Here is a 20,290-nt window from a genome sequence, read left to right as displayed (position 1 = left end):
TCAATATTTCACTATTTGCCGCTAGTTCAATAAAAAAAGCTGTCATAACAGCAGCCACTTGTTTAACTAAAGGACCGATAGTTGAATAAGAAAAGTTACTAAATTTTGAATACTACACCTTTAGACAATAAGTATTCTTCAGCTTCATTTATTCTCTTTCCGTTGTGTCTTACAAAAAGTTCATAACGTCTCTTTAACCACTCAAACGATCTGTCTCGAATATGGGAGTCATCAGCACCTTGTATTAACGGAACCGTTTTAGTAAATGAGTCAAAACTTGATAAGGCTTCAAAGCACTCCAAATGTTCAATTTTCTTGTTTGTGATGTTCTGATAAGCATCTAACATAGGTTCTTTGAAGTTAGTCCCGAACCACGAATACCCTAAGACAAGTGTATTCGCTATATCATAACGAGGGTCTCCTATAAAAGCTTTTTCCCAATCCAAAATATACAATTTATTATCATTAGTTAATATTGTATTCCAAAAATGATAATCTCCGTGATTTAAAACTTCAGTAAATGAAACAGTATTGAACATTTCAGAGATATTTAGAAGGCAATTTATGTATACAGGGTCTTCAAACTTCGCAACCCTATTTTTTAAACTCTCTATGTAGAAATTGATATATTCTTTTTTTCGCAAATTGTTATCCGCAAAAAAGTCACGAACCGTATCCGTGCAAATTGAATGAACTTGTGCGAGCGTGACACCAAAATCTCTAAATGCTGACTGTATATTCTCTGGGTTTGCTAAGTAATATTTGTCCAGAGTGACTCCCTTTACTAGTTCCATCAATAATATTCTCTTTTCTTTATCTTCAAAATAAATAGTTGGAATATTAATGGACGTATTTACATCCTTACTCCTTAAAACATTTAATTCTTTATTAAACTTCACATTTTCACTAAATTCTTTTAAGACAACTTCCTTGGAGAATATTTCCTCACCTTGGGAGTAAGTAAGATGAAACATTGAAATGTCATTACTAAATCCATCTTTATTTTTTTGTAAGTTATTTATCGCAATTACAGTCTCTTTTCTTTTTGTTTTCTTTATCAGTTGTTCTACTGTTTTATAAATCTCTTCGCTCAATAGTGCCGCCCCCTGCTTTTGCTATCTATTTTGTTAACCCATACCTTTTCATAGTTATTCTGCAATTTGAAATAAAACCCCTTCTTCAACTAACCATCGTTTTCTAGACTAGAAAATGAAATAATAAAAATATTAATCTTTATGCAACTAAACATCCCATCAAATGCTCTAACGGTATGTAATGAAATGAGAGGTGCTGACAATGGAGAATGACATTTTAGTGAAAAAAGCGCAGAAAGGAGATAGCGAAGCGTTTATACAGCTTATTCAGCAATATGAACTTATTTTGTATCGAACAGCAAAGCGACTAGAACTAAAGGATGAGGACATTGCGGATTTATTGCAAGAAACAATTATGATTGCCTTCGAGAAAATTGCGACGTTGAAAAAAGGACAGTATTTTAATACGTGGATATGTCGAATTTTATTGAATAATTGCTACCGCTTTATGAAAAAAAATAAACCATTTGCTGCAATGGATGAAATAGTACTCAATAATTTATCGCATCAAGATTTTTTGACGTTGGAGCTAGATGATGCACTAAATAGTTTAGATGATAATCACCGGCTTGCATTAACGCTTTATTATGTAAACGGCTTTACGACAAAGGAAATTAGTGAATTTTTGCATGAATCTGAAGGGACTATCAAATCACGTATCTCAAGGGCTAAAAAACAATTAAAACATACGTATTATTTGGAAGGAGCTAATTTAATATGAAACGTAATGTGGATGAGTTAATGAAAGAGGATATAAATCAGGAGCAAGAATTACCTACTTCCATTCGCACAGCTTTTGACCAATCATACGAACAAATTCGTCAGCAATCGAAGAAAAAAGCAAAAAAATCATGGCTAAAACCTATATCAGTAGCTGCTGCTGCAATCGCCTTAAGTTCAAGTATTTTACTAACAAATGATACAGCATTAGCAAAACTACAAGCTTTTTTAGGCATAAGCGATCCTGGCTTAGAGACAGCTGCTGAAAATGGTGATTTACAATATATTGCGCAAACACAGGAATCTAAAAACATTACCATTACATTAGATAATTTCTTTGCAGATGCCTATCGCCTAGGATCGCAGTTAACGATTGAATCCGAGCATATTTCGCAGGACAATTTAAACTACTTGGACTTTGAATATCGTCTGTTTGATGCAGCTGGTAAAGAAATTGATGCTCATGTATCAGATACTAAAGAAATTGCAGGACCAGGCATTTATAGTGGTTTACAGTTCCATCTGACAAGTGTGAAAAATAATAGAGCTACACTTGAATTGCTTGCGGAGTCAATGACGACAACTGCCCCATCTTTAGAAGGTGCTCGATTAGTCGTTGAAACCGTCCACTTTTTAAACAAGGAAGATGGCATTACTTCCATTGATGGTGAATGGGCATTTGATTTAACATCAGCAAACGTTGTTACACAAGTGTATCTAGCAGAAAACTCAGTTCCTGGTTTAACATTACAACAGGCTATCGTAACAAACGGGTCGATGCAAGTGAGTTTTAAAATCAATGGTATCAGTAATGAAGACGAAAATATTACTTTTGAAACAGCGTTGATAAATGGTAACGGGGAATCCTTTTATGCAAAGGGCGCCAACATTGAACGATTAGAGCAAGAACAACAAACAGTTATTACCGTTGTTTTCCCTTACAGTGTGTGGAATGAACAGCAATCACTTTCGTTAAAAGTGAAGGACTATGAAGAATTAAAATTAATAAAGAAAGAGTAATTGTGCGGAGCATTTAAAAAATTATTTTACAATAAGTAGGTGACTGTCAATGACAGTCGCCTTGCTGTTTTTATTATTAATTATGCTATGTTAAAGGCTTCGGTTGATTTTTCGTGAGGTGGTTTTGTTTGTGAAATGTTACACTTAAACTAACGGTGCAGTTTAATAAAATAAAATGGGGGGGAATTTTTGAAAAGAAACAAAGTAATAGCTTTCATTATATCTGGGATTTTTTTGTTGTGCTTAGTGTGGATTTTATTTCCTAATAAAAGTGCAGAAGTAAAAAGTTTCACCTATGAGATAGAGGAAAACAATGACGAACTTATTATTGAAGTTAACTATCAATTCACTAACAATACAGGCAATTTTAGTTATGCAACTATTGTTTTAGACAGTTTTTTTTATGAACGACTTAAGAATCCAGAATCTATTGAACCCATTTTTTTACACGGTGTAGTATTTGGTTCTACAAGAATAATTATTAACAAAGAGGACTTAACTTCAGACTTTATTGAATCGTTAAAGTCAAAGGAAAAAAATCCTTTTCGTGCTATAAGTATAGGTGAAGAAATTAGTTTGTAATAACGTAACTAACGGTTGCGTTCGTAAAAAACAATATCATAGTAAAATGAGTCAGGAAAAAATATCCTAGCTCATTTTTTAATTGTATTTTAAATCCACCTTTACCTTTAACATAGCCATTAATTACAAGGTTGGTGAATCATGAAAACTTCAAGAGGACGGAAAGTATTAACGGAAAATCAACGAAATGATTTAATGCATATACTAGCTGATTCGATTGGATTTTAGGAACATGATTAGTCCCAATGAACTTAGACCTTTACGAATTCCTTAGCCTTGTACGCGATTCCGTCAGAAAAAAATCCTTACCGTTGTAAATCCGCATTTTTCTGAAGGGATCCCTTATTGAAGTAAATCACCAGTTAGTTGAAGAAGAAACTCAGTACTGGCGGAAAGAATAGCAGACTAATTGCAGTGAAAACAAGTATTTTAGAAATCAATTTCGGTAGTTTTTCTCTAACTTTTCCTTTATTCTTTCTGCTAAATTGCAATTTATTTGTATATAGCACCAAAAACAGCATAAGAATAGAGACATAAGGCGTCCAACCATATTTTTCAATATCAATGCCAATCTCTAAATATATACTTCCGAAAAAAATAACCCATATGCTACTAACAAATACGAATATAACTAAAATTAGTGCTGACTCTAAAAAAACTCTCATAGCACTCTCCTAATTTTTATCTAATTAGTCCTGCCCGATAGTACAATATGAAAAAGAGTTGCCTAATTAGCTCTAAAATCTTTACTAAAGCACCCATTAGCTAAAAAATTTTATGAATTTGAATTTAACGTTATACTTTCAGACTCTTCACCATCTATTGTTAATATTATCTGGGACGAAGAGGGAGTTTTAGTTTCCAATTCAAAAACATCTTCACCATAATAGATACCATTTTTATCTAATTCTATCTCGCCCATACCCAAAGTTAAGAAGTCAGGACTTTCTACAAGTATATTAAGTACACTTAGTTGTTCAGGTTTTTCCCCTTTATAGGTAATCTTTATACTCTGAATCTCTTTTCCAAAAAAATCATATTTAGTAATTAGTTCGCCATTCCAATTTTCACCTTCGCCTTTGAATGTAAGACCACTATTGTTTTGACAAGACGCTAACGTCAACATTGAACAGATAATAAAAACGTACATAGAAATTTTCTTCAATGTAAGCTACCTCCCCTTTTTATTAACTATTCGACATCCTACCAAACATTTCTTGTTCAACTAACTTGCTGCGTTAATTGAAGAAGAATACTTATTTTAGTATTTGTTTTTTATTTCCTCTATTACCTCTGATGTTTTTCGATAGTAGTCTATTTCTTTCTCGGTAAACTTAATAATTTCTAACTGATTTATAATTTCATCCTGAAAATCATTTAAGTGTTCTGGGAAGTTAGCTGTTCCCATTCTACTTTGAAATTCTATAAGACCATATTCTTTTTTTATAAACTTCTTACATAAGAGGAGTAATCTATTATTGTTATCAGTCATTGTTTGCCTCCCTTAATTAAATTCTTATGTCGACATTTAAGCAAGCCTGCCACGTTAGATCCACAAGAAAAAAATACCCTTACAGGTAGCCCCTTGTTAACTAAACCACTCGTTAGCTTGATAAGATGATATTTATTTTCTTTTATACTTCCTAAATATTCACCGTTTTTTGGTTTTATTATTTTTGAAGCTATTCTAAATTCTACTTAAACCTCTCGATACAGAAAAGTATTCCGCCCCAAATTTCCTGCCTTTATTATAATGGGGATATGTGTAATGGTCATACAATATATTTACCGGAAGCCCAAAAATAAAGGATTTGGAACTATCGGAAAACAACAGTTCAATAAAAGACAAGTTTCATCAACAATCATAATCTTTCTACTTAACTTTAAATTTATTTATATAAATCTTTTTAAATATTCGCCAAATATTTTGTTCATAACTTTGGGTGTGTTTTCTAAATAAACATTAATCTGTTCAATGTTCGATTCGAATTTATCAGAGTTTCTTTCATCTGTTGGGAAATCAGATATTCCTTTAATAATAATACATTCAACATCATTCTTCTTACAGATATAAGCAATTGCACCCGCTTCTGTATCGGCTATTGTTATATCGTTTTCTTTAAGTTCTATATAGTCCTTCCACATAACTACTGCTTTATCAGCGGTGCCAATTGTTCCTGTATAAAAATCATTTCCATATTTCGATAAATCAATATCGACTATGAAGGATTGTTTAATAAGAGGCTCAGTTTCTTTTACTGTACAATCATATTGAACGGCTTTATCGGGCACAAAAATATCCAAATTACTGAACTTCTCATCTATTCCTGCACATGTTCCAGCAACGATTACTTTAGTTAAATTAAATTTAGAAATCATATATTGATTACCACCAACACCATTTACTTTTCTTACACCTGTACTATAAAAAACAAGCTCAGTATCATTAATTGTTCTTATGAAATACTCGCCATATGGATAACCAAAACGTTCGTTATTTTTTACGCTAAAGTATTCCAATGTCGCTTCATATTCCCACTTCGTTGCAATACTTATTCCTATCATCTACTTATCACCCTACAAATAAATTTTCGCCATTGAATGTCTCTACACGGTTTGAACTCATTTTTATCACTTAATTATCCTTCTTTACTCTGTTCATTAACAATTAGTTATTAATATGCAATTATCCTTTTTTACTGTTGCGTTAGTTGAATAAGAATACTTATTTTAATAGTTGTTTTTTTAATTCTTCTATTACCTCTAATGTTTGTCGATAGTAGTCTATTTCTTTCTCGGTAAACTTAATAATTTCTAACCGATTTATAATTTCATCCTGAAAATTACTTAAATGATCTGGGAAGTTAGCTGTTCCCATTCTACTTTGAAATTCTATAAGACCATATTCTTTTTTTATAAACTTCTCACATAAGAGGAGTAATCTATTATTGTTATCAGTCATTTCTTGCCTCCCTTAATTAAATTCTTATGTCGACATTTAAGCAAGCCTGCCACGTTAGATCAATAAGAAAAATATACCCTTACAGGTAGCCCCCTGTTAACTAAACTACTCATTAGTTTAAGTTAGATACTAAATAGAGCCACCACAATAACTAATAAAGATACTGGTATAAAAAACATTCCCCAACTATTTCTTCCTTTATTTTTAAACTCCTCTATTCCAATAATTGCAATAAAAATGCCCAGCAATAAAGATGGTATTAGACCATACAAAAAAACTTTTGTAATTAAGCCGTATACTGAAATCGCTATTACAACTAAAGCAAGATTTATTTTAATAAATTTCAACTCAATTCCCCCTCGAATTATTGAACTAACCCGCCGCTTTGTTAAAAAGTTATTTCTTCTTATTGAAGTAAAGCTCGCGTTAGTTGAATAAAATTTGATTGTAAAATATTGTCGTCCATGTAGGTTATTCCTCTTCTATAACTATGCTATAAGAAATATTAAGCTTATGCCAAACCCATCTTTGAAAAAGATTATCTATTACATTTTTTTCTACTTCATCATCCATACCCTCGTCAATACCTAAATTTTCAAAATTGAATGTTTCTACTATCTTTGAATCTTCAAGTTCTGTACTAAATGAAAAGGTAACTTTTTTACCCATCTGTTTATTCCCCATTTACTTTGCAATTTTGACTAAAAGGATCGATCCTATTATTGAACTAATCTGCCGAGTGAGTTAAATTGTAGTATTTCACAATGAATATCTGGGATCAACTTAATGTTTTGAACATAAAAATAGACCATCGAAATGATGGTCATATTTTGCTAAAGCAACCGTTAGCTTAATAACTGCTTCCTGCTATTATTGCAATACTCCACATAATAAGAGTAAACGATATTGTAAGCCAAAAAGTACTAGCCGTAGTTTTTTCTTCGTGTTTAACCTTTTTCACTATAGAAACCAAATTTAAACAAAATACAACGCACAAGATAGGCATTAAAAACCCTCCTATTAATCCAGCAACAAAAATCATATTCTCACTCCTTATAGTTGGTTATCATTGTTCAACTATACTGCACCGTTTTTGAACAATGCATATCTAGGATCAAATTAATGTTTTGTAAAAATAAAAATAGACCATCGAAATGATGATCATATTTTTTTCAACAATGGCCGTCGTCTATCCCATTTTAAATCATTCAGCATCGTTACCTTTATCATATAAATCTTTTATAGGAATTACATCGGTTTTATCTTTATATTGTATAGTTATCTTATCCTCATCCGTTAGTTTCTTTTTCTTCCCATTGTACAGTAATAACGTATTTTCATCTTCAAATGTGAAAGTAATGCCACCCCCATCTTTTAAGATTTTCGATGGGGAAGAGAAATCGTTTCTTTTTTCATATACAAATATAGTATCTGTATATTCCCCATCCGTTAGTGAAGTGGTTAAAATTATATAATGATTGTCCTTTTTTGCTTTGAATAAAAGTGTAGACAACGTTCCTTGAGTCTGAATGTTTGTATCAACATCACTGGAATTTGCTTGCCACATATTTACGAACACAAAGTAATAAGCCGTTATCAGAACAAGAAACATAGCTAGTAGTGATGAGACGATAACTGTTATCTTTTTTCTATTTTTGGAGCGTACCTTTTTGAAATAATCAACATTCCTTTTATCCTTTCTTCTTTCATTTTCATATTCTGAAAATAAATCTTCCTTCATTTTATTTAAATAATTTCGGCATTCTTCACATTGATCCATATGACTTTCTATCTGTTCGTTTGTTTCTTCACTTGTTAATTTATCAATATAAGCTGGAGCCAAATCCTTAAATACACTATGTTTCATAACCTTACTCATCCTTTCTGAGTTCAAGTTTTGCCCTATAAAAAGTTACTCTTGCCCAGTTTTCCGACTTTTCAAGAACTGAACCAATTTCTTTGAACGATAAGTCCCCCAACAATCTTAAATAAAGTATTTCTCGTTTATCCTCATTGAGTTGATGGGCCTTTTTAAAAAACATAACTTTATCTTCGTTTTTTATATAGTCATCTTCCAAGTCGTAAAACGCTATACTTTCACCTTGTAGTGATTCCTTCAATTGTAGATTTTTATCTTTACGGTTTAATTCTTGTAGCCAAACGTTTTTAGCAATTGCGCAAAGCCACGTGGAAAACTTGGCTGTACCATTATCGTAAAAGTTATTAATGGATTTAATCGCTTGATAAAATGTTTCTTGGGTTAGCTCTTCTGCTAAATCAAGGTTGTTTGTCAAAGTTAACAAGTATTTAAAAATAAAATCTCCATAATCTTGGTATATATTGTCCTTATCCACTGCCACCCTCCTTCTTCCGTCTGGCCATTTATCTATGTATCACAAAATTATTGATTTCGTTACAACACTTTTAATAAAACTGCATCATTATAAAAGATGCAGATATTCACTTATTCAATTAAATGCACCATTAGTTTAAGTGTAACATTTCACAATGCATATCTGAGATCAACCTAATGATTTGGACATAAAAGTAGACCATCGAAATGATGGCCATGTTTTGCTAAGCACCCGTTAGTTGAATAAGGATTAGGACATGATATCTTTCAATTCCGCTAAAAATTCAGTTTGAAAGCCTGCTTCAAATACTACACACTGAATTATTTTTAGGTCTTCAGAAAAGGCAAACAAACCTTTTAAGTCTATAAAAGATAGTGGGGTAAATTCAGGTCTAGGTTTTACTTCCCATGATTGGACTTCACCTATGCAAAGAAAATCATTAGAATTTCGATACTCACTTTCGGAAAAATAGTTTTCAAGAAAACCACTTGCTGAGGAATCTATGAAGTCAGTTTGAATCATCTTTTTCCCTTTTAAAACAGTCTGTTTATAATGAAAGGGGATTTTCAATGGAACAGGTTCCGATATAATTGTAATTAGCCTAGTTGAAAAATCAGCGAGAATGGATATGACACCTCTAAAAACGTTATGGTACTGCTCAATGTCCTCACACTTTATTTCGAAAATACTTATAGGTATTTCCTTTGTTTTAATACCGAAATTCACTTCTTCTTCATAGTCCTCGCTTATGTTTATAAATGAGATTTCCACCACTTTATAACCCCCCTACGTTAGTTTAAGTGTAACATTTCACATCATATCGTCGATATCTAATTGATGATTTGGACGTAAAAATAGACCACCGAAAAATATGATGGTCTTGTTTAACTAAGCACCCGTTAGCTTAATAAGCTTTTGAATACCAGTTAATATAAGTATTTTTGTCACATATAATTGCTTCCAAGCTCATCGTTTTAACAATGTCGTTTAATGTATCATCTTTTCCCATAATTATTGTAATAAATGAGTCATAAACATTCATGAAAGCGAAATCCATATTTTCATCGGTAATTAATAGTTCATTCAGTGCCAGTTCAAATATCTTTAATGGATCTAACTGATTTACGTCTACAATTTCACTTTTATCTAACAACGGGTCTGAGTAGCTTAATTGCTTTGCCCCTTTTGAACTAAGGATATTAAGTAAATCAGTGATTAAAAATACCGATGGGAGATCTTCATAAGGATAATATAGGTCATCTTTTATACATGCAACTAATTTCTTAGCTAAATCTTTTCTTAAGTAATTTTCATTTAGAGCACCGATAGAAGACTTTAATGCTATTGCCAGCTCTTCTAAATTATTCAAACCACTCTGTTTTCTCATTGTCTCCCAACTAATCGGTTTTCCACTTTGTAATATTTCTTGATCTGTTGGATATATATGTTCGAATTCATTTTTCCGTTTACTTTTTTCCCACCCTAAGGGCATTTGGATAAAAGGATGAAGCAAAATAGCTGCTGATTTAAAATTCTTTGGTAATTGATTTAAAATGGGGGATTTATCGTCCAACCAAATATACTCTAACATTTACATCACCCCTTTGATTGATCAGTGTTCTTATCTTACTTTCCCGAAGTAAATCAATAATCTCTACTAAAGCACCCGTTCGTATTATAAGGTCAGCCAGATAACTGGTTGACTATTTTTTATTCAATTTATAGATTGATAGTAGCCGGGGTAGAACGGAAGCACTCGTGGGACTTGATCCCGACAACTAAACAGTTCACCCTCTACTTGTTAACACATGATTAGGCTGGTTGGGACATGATGATCCCGCATAACAAGCGAAGATATGAATAACAAGCTAGATAGAGGTTACCGGTCAATACACTTTATGAGGAGGAGATAAAATATGAATCCAGTAGTCGGTCTGGATGTCGCAAAAGGTGAAAGTCAGGTTCAAATGTTCTTGGATAAAAAAATGCCCTATAAAAACAGTGTGAAGATTCAACATACCGTGGAAGGTCTTGAAGAGTTACACGCTTATTTACTAGATTTAGAGCGCAAAACAGGGTTAAAACCACCTGTTGTTTTGGAATCAACAGGTCACTATCATGCCCCAGTTGTACAGTTTTTAGAGGCACAAGAGTACATTGTCATAATCGTAAATCCACTGGTATCTTATCGAGCAAAAAGCTCTAACTTACGAAAAACTAAAACTGATGCCATTGATGCCTATCACTTAGGTGAACTATATTACAAAGAGGATTTAGAGCCTCAGAAAAAGCGTGGTATTCAGCTATTAAACCTTCGACATCTCACAAGACAACACGAAAATATGACGGGAATTATGGTTCAAACAAAGCTACAATTTCAAGCCATATTAGATCAAGTATTCCCGGAGTATAAAGGAGTTTATGGTGATTTATACGCTGAGATTTCATTAAGGACTTTACAGTCCTTTCCTACATCTGAATCAGTACTAAAAGCAGGTGTAGAAGAGATTGCACAATTTATTGATAAGCATTGTAAAGCACGTTCATTTAATTGGGCGTATGAAAGAGCTGAGGACTTAATCGCAGCGGCGGAACGCAACCCATTTCAGTCAACGCTTTATCAGAGCCTTCTCGTTAGTCTGAATATGTATATTGATTTACTTCAAGCGTACCGCCAACAACTTTCCACGTTAGAGCGTGAGATGGATCAATTGGCGGCACAACTCGAAGAATATGAATTAATCCAGTCACTTCCCGGTATAGGTGAAAAAATCGCGGCCACGATTCTTTCAGAAATCGGGGAAATTGAGCGGTTTAATCATCCGAAAAAGTTAGTAGCCTTTGCGGGTCTAGACCCAAGTGTGTTTGAATCAGGTCGCTTTAAAGGCACGAAAAATCACATTACCAAACGCGGTTCAGCTAGGCTTCGCCACACGCTTTACACAGCTGTTCGCTGTTCAATCCGAGATAGCCGTAAAAAGAAAACAAAAGATGAAACCATTGCACGAAATAAACGATTACGATCCTTCTACGATTTAAAACGCGATGAAGGTAAGCCGTATAAGGTAGCCGTTATAGCTTGTGCTAATAAGCTCTTACACTGGATTTATGCGATTTTAAAAACGAAAACACCATTCCAAGAAACTATTAAATAACATAATTTTCAAATATATCAAAAACCTTCCGAATTAAATTTGGAGGGTTATTTGTGTTGTGCATTTTTAGTATAACATGAAGTGTTTTTCGATTTAAAATGTTTTTCTTGACATTCTATTAGCTGGTTTAGTTGAATAAGAAGTTAACGATTAACGTAGTATTATCTGGGGTTTGTTTCTCCATTTTTTATTAAAAATTCTGCTTCAGATTTAATTATTTCAATGTAGTTACTTTTTTTAAAAGGTTTTGTTACTTCAGCAATCCTTCTTAAGCTTCCTACTGTCTTTGTTTTATTATTTTGAACATCCACAATTACAGTTAAATATACTTCACCATTATATTTTACTACCCCTGTGACTTGTTTTTTCTCTAAATCTATATTTGTATATTCGGGTACGATTCTTAATGGTTCAAAGGTTGTCCATCCCACCGAACTTTGTTTTGATTTCAGTCCAATCTTAAATATAAAATAACTTACAATTTTCTTTATTTTAGATATCATTTTTCCCTCCTAATTTACAAGGATATTATCACACTTTATTGAATTGAACTGCACCTTTAGTTCAATAAGAAAAAAGGCTTTACCCCTTCCTGAAGTAAAGCACCCGTTAGTGGAATAAGAAGGTATAGTTATAAATCACTGTTACCAATTTGATAGCTTTATTCTTGTGTCATTTTTATCAGTAATGTATTGGAGGTTTTCAAACCTTTTTATCTTTGCATTATCATAAAATCTTTCAAGTTTTTCATTGTCCTTACAATAAATCGTGACATAAACAGAATCAACAACTAATAATACGAGTTCACAATCACTATTTAAAAAATCTCTATACGTCTCAATTACTGATGGATTTTTCTCTTTTGAGTAGGCTTTTAAGTCCACAAAAATGAGATAATATCTATTATCTTCTAAAAGTTCTTTAAGGGATAAGCCCTCTATCCAGTTTACCTCGTCTGCGAATAGTGGTTTTCCTAATTCATCATCCTCAACTAAATATGATTCCTCGCCTCCACTTAGCCAAATGAATTTAGTAATTTCAAAGGGAGTTAATACCTCCCAAAGAAACCTTCCGTATTCATTGGGAATTTCAAAACTGATTCCTCGTTTCATTTCTTCACCTGCCTTTAATTTATTGAATTAACCTGCACCTTTAGTTTAGGTGTAACATTTCACAAATGCATATCTGAGATCAACTTAATATTTTGGACATAGAAATAGACCACCAAAATGATGGCCATATTTTGCTAAAGCACCTCGTTAGCTGAACAACTATTGGTACCCTCCATTGGACTCTGGGATTGATTTATATTCACCCTTGCTTTTAATTATATTAAAGACATAATTTCTCAACTCAATTAGTTGTTTTCCATCGTTCGTTGGTTCGCAGTGTTTCCCTGAAATTGAAAGTGTTAACGTTTCACCGTTGATAATAATTTTCCACTCATCCTCTTCGTATGGTTCTTGCATGCAAACCGTTCCGTTTATAGGTTCAGGTGTAAATTCCTTCTTTTCGGCTATATTAATTTCTTGCATTTTCTCATAAATATCTTTCATTTCTTCTTCTGTTAAGATTAACTCTGTGGTTGCAGTACCATCTGCTACTAAATCCTTAGTTACTGTTCCTTTGAAAGTATTAATTTCATTCTTTTTTTGTACACCGAACTGAATAGAAAAACCAAAATCACTTGGCATAACTTTAGGCATATTTTGATTAGTAGAATTGGTTACATTTTTAATAATTTCGTTGTTGAGTTCCTCCTCTTTAACACTTTGTTGACAGCCCAATAACCCTATTGATAAAAATATTAAAGACAAAATTAGGCTAAGTTTTTTAATATCGTCACCCCTTTTATAGTTAGACAGAATTTCGTAATTTTCGTTTCAATATATCTTGTGGTAATTTGTTCAACTACCTCCTGCTTTAGTTCAATAAGCAAAAAGGCTTTACTCCTTCTTAAAGTAAAGCACCCTTTAGGTGAAGATACTAATCAGTAGTTTTGAATGAAAATATAGTGTCTCCATCTTCATTTTTGTTTTCTATATAATTATTATTTGAATATTTACATATTACTTTTTTCCAAAATATTTGAGCATCTTTATTTTCTTTTATAACAGACACTTCCCACTTTTCTTTATATTTCCCAAATAAATTTATAGCAGCTATTCTCCCTACACCCATTTTTCTATACTTTTTCATAACAAAAAATTCAGCCATCGAATTATAAACATCATTGCTACTATCATTCGTAATCTTTCTTATTAAAGCAAATCCAGCATATTTACTATTAACTTTAATAAAGAATGGATATCTGTTTGGCTCATTCCAATAATTATCTAAATACTTATAGTCATATAAACCAATCTCATTTACATCATCATTCGTAAATTCACTAAAATCATAATTGTACAATTCAATCAAATGTCTTAAAACAAATTTTCTCTCATAATCTACTTGCTCAATAGTGATACTCATAAGCGATGAAAACCCTCCTTAAAACAGAATTTCTTCTTCAACTAACCTGCTGCTTTAGTTTAAGTGTAACATTTCACAATGTATATCTGAGATCAACTTAATATTTTGGACATAAAGATAGACCATCGAACGATGGCCATATTTTGCTAAAGCACCTCGATAGTTGAATAAGAAAATGACTGAAACACAGATATATGGTGTTATGTAAAGCCTTTTATAGTTATTTCTAGTGTTTCTCCATCAAGTTCTAACTCAAATTTATTGTCCCAATTTATTAACTCATTACATGTGATTGATAACTTATTATTAGACCAACCATTAAATTTAATCATGTCCATCATTTCTAATGGACTTTCCAAAAGCACCTTATTTTTCAAATTTGATTCTACTTTTTCAATACTATAATAATCAGCTATTATGAATTCTCCTGATGGAGTTACAGTTAAACTTTGATATAAATGTTGGGACTCATATTCGATAATTTCTCCACTAAGACAATCAATTTGAAATAAATAATCTGAAGTTAGAACTAGAACATTGTTATATTTTTTGGATAATGCAACAGCCCATGGTAACCCTCTGAATTCACCACACCATTCATTAAAATCCTCATTCTCAAATTTTATCCATGTCCAACTTTGGGAATTCCATGGATTTGTAACATCATAAATCCTCTCCTTGTATTGTCCCGAATATGGTTGATTTATTATTTCTGCTTTGGTTATCAACTTATCCATCCTCCTTAAAAAAATTGGTACTTATTTGTTCTAGCCTTGTTGAACTAACCTGCGTCGGTAGTTCAATAAGCAAAAAATGCTTTACCCCTTCTTGAAGTAAAGCACCCGTTAGAGAAAAACGTTTTTACATTCCTTTTATCCCATTAGACTCAAAAAACCAATTGTTAAAATCATTGACCCAATAGAAATTAGGCATACTATTACAAATTTTAAAAGTAATCTTTTTTAATTTACCTTTTCCTTTCTGACTATATAAAGACATAGTAAATATAATAATCCACGTTACCATTAAGATATAAAAAGAAACTAATATTTGATTTCACCACCAACCTATTATTTTCCCTGAATCTTTAGTTCAATAAGAAAAAGCTCCCCTTACAGGTAGCCCCTTGTTAACTAAAGCACCCTTAGTTGAAAATTAAGATGATATTTATATGAAAGTAAAACCAATCATTAGAATTATTGCCATCAAACTAAAGAATGACCAATTAACAATTCGTCTTTCTTTTACTGTAAGAAATTTGGATTCGATAAAATTAAAACTATTTAGGATAAAAATAAGTCCAAAGAATATGAGTCCATTTCCTATGACATCATCTGTGATTAAAATGTGCCTTATACCGGCAATCAAAATTAATAAAGTACCTATATATCCAATGATAATATAAAAGTAGTGGTTCTTTTTCATATCCACCAGCTTCCACTCCCTCTCTGCAAACCCTTCTTATTCAACTAACCTACTGCTTTAGTTTAAGTGAAATCATTCACAATATATAGACATTTTACGATAATCACCCAATTAAAAATCACCTCTCATTAAGAAAGATGATTTTAAAATTCTTTTCAAATATCAATATACGGATTTTTAGAAATATTTTAATTTATATTATAGTTGGTAACCCAATAATTTGGTTTTAACTTTTAAAATACACAGTAATAATTTTAATTATTTCGGATAGCGAATCTTTAACTAAGCACCTCGTTAGTTGAAAAAATTACAGTTCTATCTAAGCAATTTCTGTACAACCTTCGCTTTCCAAATTTCAAATCCTATCAAAGCACCAAGCATATTAAGAATAAAATCATCAATATCAAAACTACCTCTTCTTGTAACCACTTGAACTACTTCAATTAAAACTAACAATATACTCATAAAAATTAGAAAATCACTTACCTTGTTTATCTTTCTTGTGTAGTAAGGTAGGTAAATCCCCGCTGGCAAAAACATAAATAAGTTACCAAAGATATTTTTGATAGGTATATCTATATTCATACTTCTGTCAAACAATGCCCTTATGTATGTATTTATAGTTTTAAACGGTACAAAATTAGATGAATTCTTTATATACTCTATCATTGTTAAATCAGACCTTAAAAAGCCTCTTGTGCCTAAGAATAATAGAACTACTAATACAAATAAATACACCACGAAACTTATATTAAAAACAATTTTTATTATTTTTTTCATTTCATCCCCCTACACTTGGTGTTTTCTATAATATTCTCTGTAATTTAGAAGAAACTTTCATTCATTAGTTTTTATTAGTCTATTTGATATTATGTTGAATTCCGCATAAAACAATTACTTCGACACCCTTCCAATAATACCTCCTTATTGAACTAAACTGCTGCTTTATTTCAATAAGAAAAATACTATACTTTACTTCTTCTTGAAGTAAAGCACCCCCCGTTAGTTTAAGAAAGAATAATAATTCCTCTTGAATTTATTCACTTTCTTTGAGTGGAATCTCCATTCTTAATTCGGCAATATTTTCACTTGTACTACTAATGTACGGCTCAATAATTAAATAATCTGGTATATGCTTTAATGGTTCATACTGAACACTCGTATCCAATGTTATTTTTCCATCTATATTTTCACAATCACTACAACCACCGCCGCCAGCACTTAATTCCTTTACAACATTTCCTTGATCATCATATAAACGAAAGCGTATAATTTGGTTTAGTTCTTCAGCATTGATTGGCTCGGTTAAATCAAAGTTTATTTCTGTTGTTGCTGATGTAAAAGTTACCTTTTTCATTTTAATTTTATAATCTTTAGAAGTAGCCTCGTCCATAACAAGAAACGATTCTCCCTCAATTTTAGTAACTGGAATATTCAAATTCCAGTTTCCTTTCTTACCATTAAACTCATCAAAAGAAATAGAAAAATTAAAAGAATCCCTTTTCAATTCATTAGGAACAATAAAACTGATTATCCCAGCATAATCCTTATCATTAATAAACTCTCCTTGACTGCTTGCCCCTCCATAAAAATTCATTTCATCAATTTTATACGCTGCTTTTTTAAAAGGTAACTCATTCGAATAATTCGTAATGATAAATCCTAATGAAAGTCTGCTACCATCATAAATAGCTTCTCTAATCATAAAAGATGATTCTCCAACTGAAAATGTTTCATTTGTAATTTGAGATAAACCAGATTTATCTGCTTCTTTCAATCCAATATCTCCAACCGTCCCAAATATTGAACCTATAATTGGTATTGATTGTAAAGTACTAGCAAATGCGGGAGAAATGGAGCTTGCGCCAAACATCAAAACACCAACCATTGCTACTGCGATTACCGGATTTTTAATTCTCCTTTTTTGATTCTCTAATTTCGCTTTCCTTACACCACGTTTTGATCTTTCATGTAATTCTTTTGGAATCTTTATTTTATTTAACTCGTCATTTATTTTATTACTCACAGCTACCAGCCAGCCTCCTTTAACTCTTTACGAAGTTTATATAATGCACGATATAACACTGATTTTGCAGTACCAAGTGGGATTTCCAATACTTCTGATATCTCTATAAAAGTGTAATTTTTATAAAACTTTAATAGGATAACGCTTTTTTCATCGTATTGTAAGGTATCTACCAATTCTTGTAATGTAATTGAAAGCAAAACACCTTCATCATCTGAACCAATATTTTCTTCGAAATTCGGTTTAAATTGAAGCACTTTCTTATTCTTTTTCACAAGATTAACTGCACAGTTAATCGTGATTCTCATTAACCACGTTTTGAAATATTCTGGTTGTTTCAACGTTTGTATCTTTTTAAATGACTGATAAGCTACTTCTTGAACGATATCTAAAGCATCTTCTTGATTTTTCACATATACAAAAGCCATTCGATAAATGTCTTCCTCGTATTCTTGGAAAATCTTTATAAATGCTTTATCATTCCCTTTCTGAGCTTTTTTCACCAAGTGTATTATTGCAATCCCCCCCCTCATTTTTTGACTTACACCTATTAGACAATGCAAAGTTCAATTTAGCTTAAACTATTTATAATAAAAATAAAAAATCGCCTAAATGACGATTTTTAGAAAGTTAAATTATCCATTTCGGTACGCTCTTGTTGAACTATCCTACTGCGTTAGTTTAACAAGAATATCTCATATAGTATAAAAATGCACTATTCACCACAGATATAATATCTTCCGCTCGTTTAATTAATACTCTTGAAACTTCGACGTCTCTATATTTTTATTTTACATCAATATCAAAAATATAAGTTGCCTTTCCTTGAGGCCACTTTACGATAACTTCATAGGTATAATATCCCTCTTCTGATGGCAGGGTTATTTCGTTGTCTTTAACTTCAATCGCATCACTTGTGTAATCTGTGTTCCATTGATTTGCGACTATTGAAGTAGGATTATAATCAATCTCAAAAATTAGTTTCTCCCCTTTATCCCCTTCTAACGTACTGAATTCATCAGCTAGTTCGTTATTATCAGAAGTCCTAATTTTACTTGCTTCAAAATCATGCTCTTTCCATTTGAATTCACCGATATTCATTATAAATTCATTATTATCTAAAATAACCTTGCCCTCTGGTTGTACAAAAGTTCCTCTAACTGGTGTTCCATTACAACCGGTTAGAATAATAACAATTAACGTAAAAAATAATATTCTTTTCATTGCAACCATCTCCTTCCGATCTCTGAAAGTAAATATAAAATCTACCAAATCCAAAGTATTCTATGACGTTGCTCTATTTTACTAACGCACCCGTTAGCACAATAAGAAAGGACCAAAGAATGGTCCTTTCTTATGGAAATATTCTATCGACCTATCACTCGGTTACATTTTTTATAACTGCCATTTCCTTACCGAACCTATCACCATTCTCAATAAATCCCAAACTCGAGTATAAATTATGTGCGCCTAATTGATTTATAGAATAATGGTGGATGAGGAATACCAAGGCAAGGGTATAGGTAAAGCTGCAACCAAATTAATGATTTCAGAAATGGCTAAATTACCGAATGCCAAAAAGATTGTTGTAGGCTATCACCCTGAAAACGAGTGTTAAATAAAATGATTTATTAATATTCCCAATTGAATTTATTGATTAACTTTTTTGTAAAAAAGAGAACTATCGCCAATAATATTAATGGAATAACTGTATGATACATCCAACGATCTCCTAAAAAGCTGAAAATTAATTGAAATAAATCAAATAGTAATGCAACACACGCAAAGATAAGTGATTCAAAGAATGGATATATGCTTCTCATTACTATTGCAATTATGATCCCTACTATTAATATTCCTATACTAGTATATATCAAAAAGCTCGCCTCATTTCTTTGGTTTATATTTATGTGCAAATACTCCGGTCCAATAAGCAAAGACAGCAATCTCTACTGCTGCAACTTCCGCTATGCGAATCATCATTTGAGCAGCTTTTTTCCAAGTACTTTCTTGTTTGTTAAATATAATGACTTATTTGTATTCCAATTGAATTTAGTGATTATTTTTTTGTAAAAAAGAGAGTTGTCGTACTATAAGCTTTATTATGAATCAAATTAATTTTTTAACAAATAAGAAATACCACCACTATTAGCGAAGGGTTATTAGTATAAACCCCATTAATATAAAAATTACTAAAAATATAAAATTTCTTTTTATGGTTTTTTTCAACTGTTCCATGTCCTCTTGAGATTTTTGGACTCTACTATATTTTTTATATAATAACAAAGCATCGATAATACAAATTACTGTATATATTATGAAGACTATTTTTAAATACTTCATATTTACCTACTTTCTTTTACTAAAATTAATATACTCAACCGTCATGTTTGGTCCCCAGTAACCATATTTTTTTTACAGTCCTTTTCTCGGTTTTAAAGTATCCCAAGTCTATTTTGAATTTCTATGGTCTTTGA

Annotated in this window: 27 protein-coding genes and 2 pseudogenes; 5 read left to right on the top strand and 24 right to left on the bottom strand. The window is 31.7% G+C overall.

Annotated features, from left to right (window positions below; genetic code table 11):
• Positions 1–98: 98 nt before the first annotated feature.
• Positions 99–1,094, bottom strand: coding sequence for an aminoglycoside phosphotransferase family protein (locus MKY94_RS03540; RefSeq protein ID WP_342578015.1), 996 nt, complete (start codon positions 1,092–1,094; stop codon positions 99–101).
• Positions 1,095–1,296: 202 nt separating this feature from the next.
• On the opposite strand from MKY94_RS03540, the gene MKY94_RS03535 reads away from it, so the two are divergent.
• From MKY94_RS03535 to MKY94_RS03525, 3 genes are all read left to right on the top strand, one after another.
• Positions 1,297–1,815 carry a sigma-70 family RNA polymerase sigma factor gene (locus MKY94_RS03535; RefSeq protein ID WP_342578014.1) on the top strand — a complete coding sequence of 173 codons (519 nt, stop codon included), beginning with the start codon at positions 1,297–1,299 and terminating at the stop codon, positions 1,813–1,815.
• Positions 1,812–2,834, top strand: a complete 1,023-nt coding sequence (locus tag MKY94_RS03530) for a DUF4179 domain-containing protein (RefSeq protein ID WP_342578013.1) — start codon at positions 1,812–1,814, stop codon at positions 2,832–2,834. The genes MKY94_RS03535 and MKY94_RS03530 overlap by 4 nt, the downstream gene beginning before the upstream one ends.
• Positions 2,835–3,023: 189 nt before the next feature.
• A complete protein-coding gene (locus tag MKY94_RS03525) occupies positions 3,024–3,416 on the top strand; it encodes a hypothetical protein (protein WP_340844138.1) in 393 nt (130 codons plus the stop codon).
• 775 nt (positions 3,417–4,191) lie between these two features.
• On the opposite strand, the gene MKY94_RS03520 is transcribed toward MKY94_RS03525, so the two are convergent.
• The 11 genes from MKY94_RS03520 to MKY94_RS03470 all read right to left on the bottom strand — a co-directional run bounded on the left by MKY94_RS03520 (position 4,192) and on the right by MKY94_RS03470 (position 10,323).
• A complete protein-coding gene (locus MKY94_RS03520) occupies positions 4,192–4,581 on the bottom strand; it encodes a hypothetical protein (protein WP_340844137.1) in 390 nt (129 codons plus the stop codon).
• 96 nt (positions 4,582–4,677) lie between these two features.
• On the bottom strand, positions 4,678–4,908 hold the full coding sequence (locus tag MKY94_RS03515) for a hypothetical protein (RefSeq protein ID WP_342578012.1): 231 nt from the start codon (positions 4,906–4,908) through the stop codon (positions 4,678–4,680).
• Between the two features lie 401 nt (positions 4,909–5,309).
• The gene (locus tag MKY94_RS03510) at positions 5,310–5,981 is read right to left on the bottom strand and encodes a permease (protein ID WP_342578011.1); all 672 of its coding nucleotides are present in this window, start codon (positions 5,979–5,981) and stop codon (positions 5,310–5,312) included.
• A gap of 160 nt (positions 5,982–6,141) precedes the next feature.
• Positions 6,142–6,378, bottom strand: a complete 237-nt coding sequence (locus tag MKY94_RS03505) for a hypothetical protein (RefSeq protein ID WP_342578010.1) — start codon at positions 6,376–6,378, stop codon at positions 6,142–6,144.
• Between the two features lie 122 nt (positions 6,379–6,500).
• The gene (locus MKY94_RS03500) at positions 6,501–6,725 is read right to left on the bottom strand and encodes a DUF3953 domain-containing protein (RefSeq protein WP_342578009.1); all 225 of its coding nucleotides are present in this window, start codon (positions 6,723–6,725) and stop codon (positions 6,501–6,503) included.
• Between the two features lie 124 nt (positions 6,726–6,849).
• Positions 6,850–7,062 carry a hypothetical protein gene (locus MKY94_RS03495; protein WP_342578008.1) on the bottom strand — a complete coding sequence of 71 codons (213 nt, stop codon included), beginning with the start codon at positions 7,060–7,062 and terminating at the stop codon, positions 6,850–6,852.
• A 166-nt stretch (positions 7,063–7,228) separates the two neighbouring features.
• The gene (locus MKY94_RS03490; protein ID WP_342578007.1) at positions 7,229–7,420 is read right to left on the bottom strand and encodes a hypothetical protein; all 192 of its coding nucleotides are present in this window, start codon (positions 7,418–7,420) and stop codon (positions 7,229–7,231) included.
• A gap of 162 nt (positions 7,421–7,582) precedes the next feature.
• Positions 7,583–8,257: a zf-HC2 domain-containing protein gene (locus MKY94_RS03485; RefSeq protein ID WP_342578006.1), complete on the bottom strand. Its 675-nt coding sequence runs from the start codon at positions 8,255–8,257 to the stop codon at positions 7,583–7,585.
• Entirely contained in the window at positions 8,250–8,732 is a 483-nt protein-coding gene (locus MKY94_RS03480) for a sigma-70 family RNA polymerase sigma factor (RefSeq protein WP_342578004.1), read from the bottom strand. Before MKY94_RS03480 ends, MKY94_RS03485 begins: the two co-directional genes overlap by 8 nt.
• A gap of 249 nt (positions 8,733–8,981) precedes the next feature.
• On the bottom strand, positions 8,982–9,506 hold the full coding sequence (locus MKY94_RS03475; protein ID WP_342578003.1) for a hypothetical protein: 525 nt from the start codon (positions 9,504–9,506) through the stop codon (positions 8,982–8,984).
• A gap of 130 nt (positions 9,507–9,636) precedes the next feature.
• The gene (locus MKY94_RS03470) at positions 9,637–10,323 is read right to left on the bottom strand and encodes a DUF2711 family protein (RefSeq protein WP_342578002.1); all 687 of its coding nucleotides are present in this window, start codon (positions 10,321–10,323) and stop codon (positions 9,637–9,639) included.
• Between the two features lie 325 nt (positions 10,324–10,648).
• Here MKY94_RS03470 and MKY94_RS03465 point away from each other — a divergent pair, with 325 nt between their 5' ends.
• A complete protein-coding gene (locus MKY94_RS03465) occupies positions 10,649–11,887 on the top strand; it encodes an IS110 family transposase (protein ID WP_342578001.1) in 1,239 nt (412 codons plus the stop codon).
• A 161-nt stretch (positions 11,888–12,048) separates the two neighbouring features.
• Here the strand turns inward: MKY94_RS03465 and MKY94_RS03460 are convergent, their stop codons facing one another.
• The 11 genes and pseudogenes from MKY94_RS03460 to MKY94_RS03410 all read right to left on the bottom strand — a co-directional run.
• The gene (locus tag MKY94_RS03460; protein ID WP_342578000.1) at positions 12,049–12,390 is read right to left on the bottom strand and encodes a hypothetical protein; all 342 of its coding nucleotides are present in this window, start codon (positions 12,388–12,390) and stop codon (positions 12,049–12,051) included.
• 141 nt (positions 12,391–12,531) lie between these two features.
• Positions 12,532–12,999: a DUF2691 family protein gene (locus MKY94_RS03455; RefSeq protein WP_144542059.1), complete on the bottom strand. Its 468-nt coding sequence runs from the start codon at positions 12,997–12,999 to the stop codon at positions 12,532–12,534.
• Positions 13,000–13,158: 159 nt separating this feature from the next.
• Positions 13,159–13,704 (bottom strand): hypothetical protein, encoded by a 546-nt coding sequence (locus tag MKY94_RS03450; RefSeq protein ID WP_342577999.1) that lies wholly within the window; start codon positions 13,702–13,704, stop codon positions 13,159–13,161.
• Between the two features lie 169 nt (positions 13,705–13,873).
• Positions 13,874–14,362 (bottom strand): GNAT family N-acetyltransferase, encoded by a 489-nt coding sequence (locus MKY94_RS03445; protein WP_342577998.1) that lies wholly within the window; start codon positions 14,360–14,362, stop codon positions 13,874–13,876.
• Between the two features lie 200 nt (positions 14,363–14,562).
• On the bottom strand, positions 14,563–15,099 hold the full coding sequence (locus tag MKY94_RS03440; RefSeq protein ID WP_342577997.1) for a hypothetical protein: 537 nt from the start codon (positions 15,097–15,099) through the stop codon (positions 14,563–14,565).
• 430 nt (positions 15,100–15,529) lie between these two features.
• Complete coding sequence (locus tag MKY94_RS03435) at positions 15,530–15,787, bottom strand: hypothetical protein (RefSeq protein WP_342577996.1); 258 nt, start codon at positions 15,785–15,787, stop codon at positions 15,530–15,532.
• A 315-nt stretch (positions 15,788–16,102) separates the two neighbouring features.
• Positions 16,103–16,567: a VanZ family protein gene (locus MKY94_RS03430; RefSeq protein ID WP_342577995.1), complete on the bottom strand. Its 465-nt coding sequence runs from the start codon at positions 16,565–16,567 to the stop codon at positions 16,103–16,105.
• Between the two features lie 256 nt (positions 16,568–16,823).
• Positions 16,824–17,813 (bottom strand): DUF4179 domain-containing protein, encoded by a 990-nt coding sequence (locus MKY94_RS03425; RefSeq protein ID WP_342577994.1) that lies wholly within the window; start codon positions 17,811–17,813, stop codon positions 16,824–16,826.
• A gap of 2 nt (positions 17,814–17,815) precedes the next feature.
• A complete protein-coding gene (locus tag MKY94_RS03420) occupies positions 17,816–18,346 on the bottom strand; it encodes a sigma-70 family RNA polymerase sigma factor (RefSeq protein ID WP_342577993.1) in 531 nt (176 codons plus the stop codon).
• Between the two features lie 253 nt (positions 18,347–18,599).
• The gene (locus MKY94_RS03415) at positions 18,600–19,037 is read right to left on the bottom strand and encodes a membrane lipoprotein lipid attachment site-containing protein (protein WP_342577992.1); all 438 of its coding nucleotides are present in this window, start codon (positions 19,035–19,037) and stop codon (positions 18,600–18,602) included.
• Positions 19,038–19,191: 154 nt separating this feature from the next.
• Positions 19,192–19,287: pseudogene (locus tag MKY94_RS03410) on the bottom strand (GNAT family N-acetyltransferase); the annotation flags it as partial.
• Between the two features lie 3 nt (positions 19,288–19,290).
• Here MKY94_RS03410 and MKY94_RS03405 point away from each other — a divergent pair.
• Positions 19,291–19,422 (top strand): annotated as a pseudogene (locus tag MKY94_RS03405) (GNAT family N-acetyltransferase); the annotation flags it as partial.
• A gap of 22 nt (positions 19,423–19,444) precedes the next feature.
• Here MKY94_RS03405 and MKY94_RS03400 read toward each other — a convergent pair.
• Positions 19,445–19,690, bottom strand: a complete 246-nt coding sequence (locus MKY94_RS03400; RefSeq protein WP_342577991.1) for a hypothetical protein — start codon at positions 19,688–19,690, stop codon at positions 19,445–19,447.
• Positions 19,691–20,290: the final 600 nt, after the last annotated feature.

This window comes from Psychrobacillus sp. FSL K6-2843 (genome assembly GCF_038626375.1).
GTDB lineage: Bacteria > Bacillota > Bacilli > Bacillales_A > Planococcaceae > Psychrobacillus > Psychrobacillus faecigallinarum.
The sequence above is the reverse complement of the archived record's forward strand: the minus strand, read 5'-3'. Positions and strand labels throughout refer to the sequence as shown.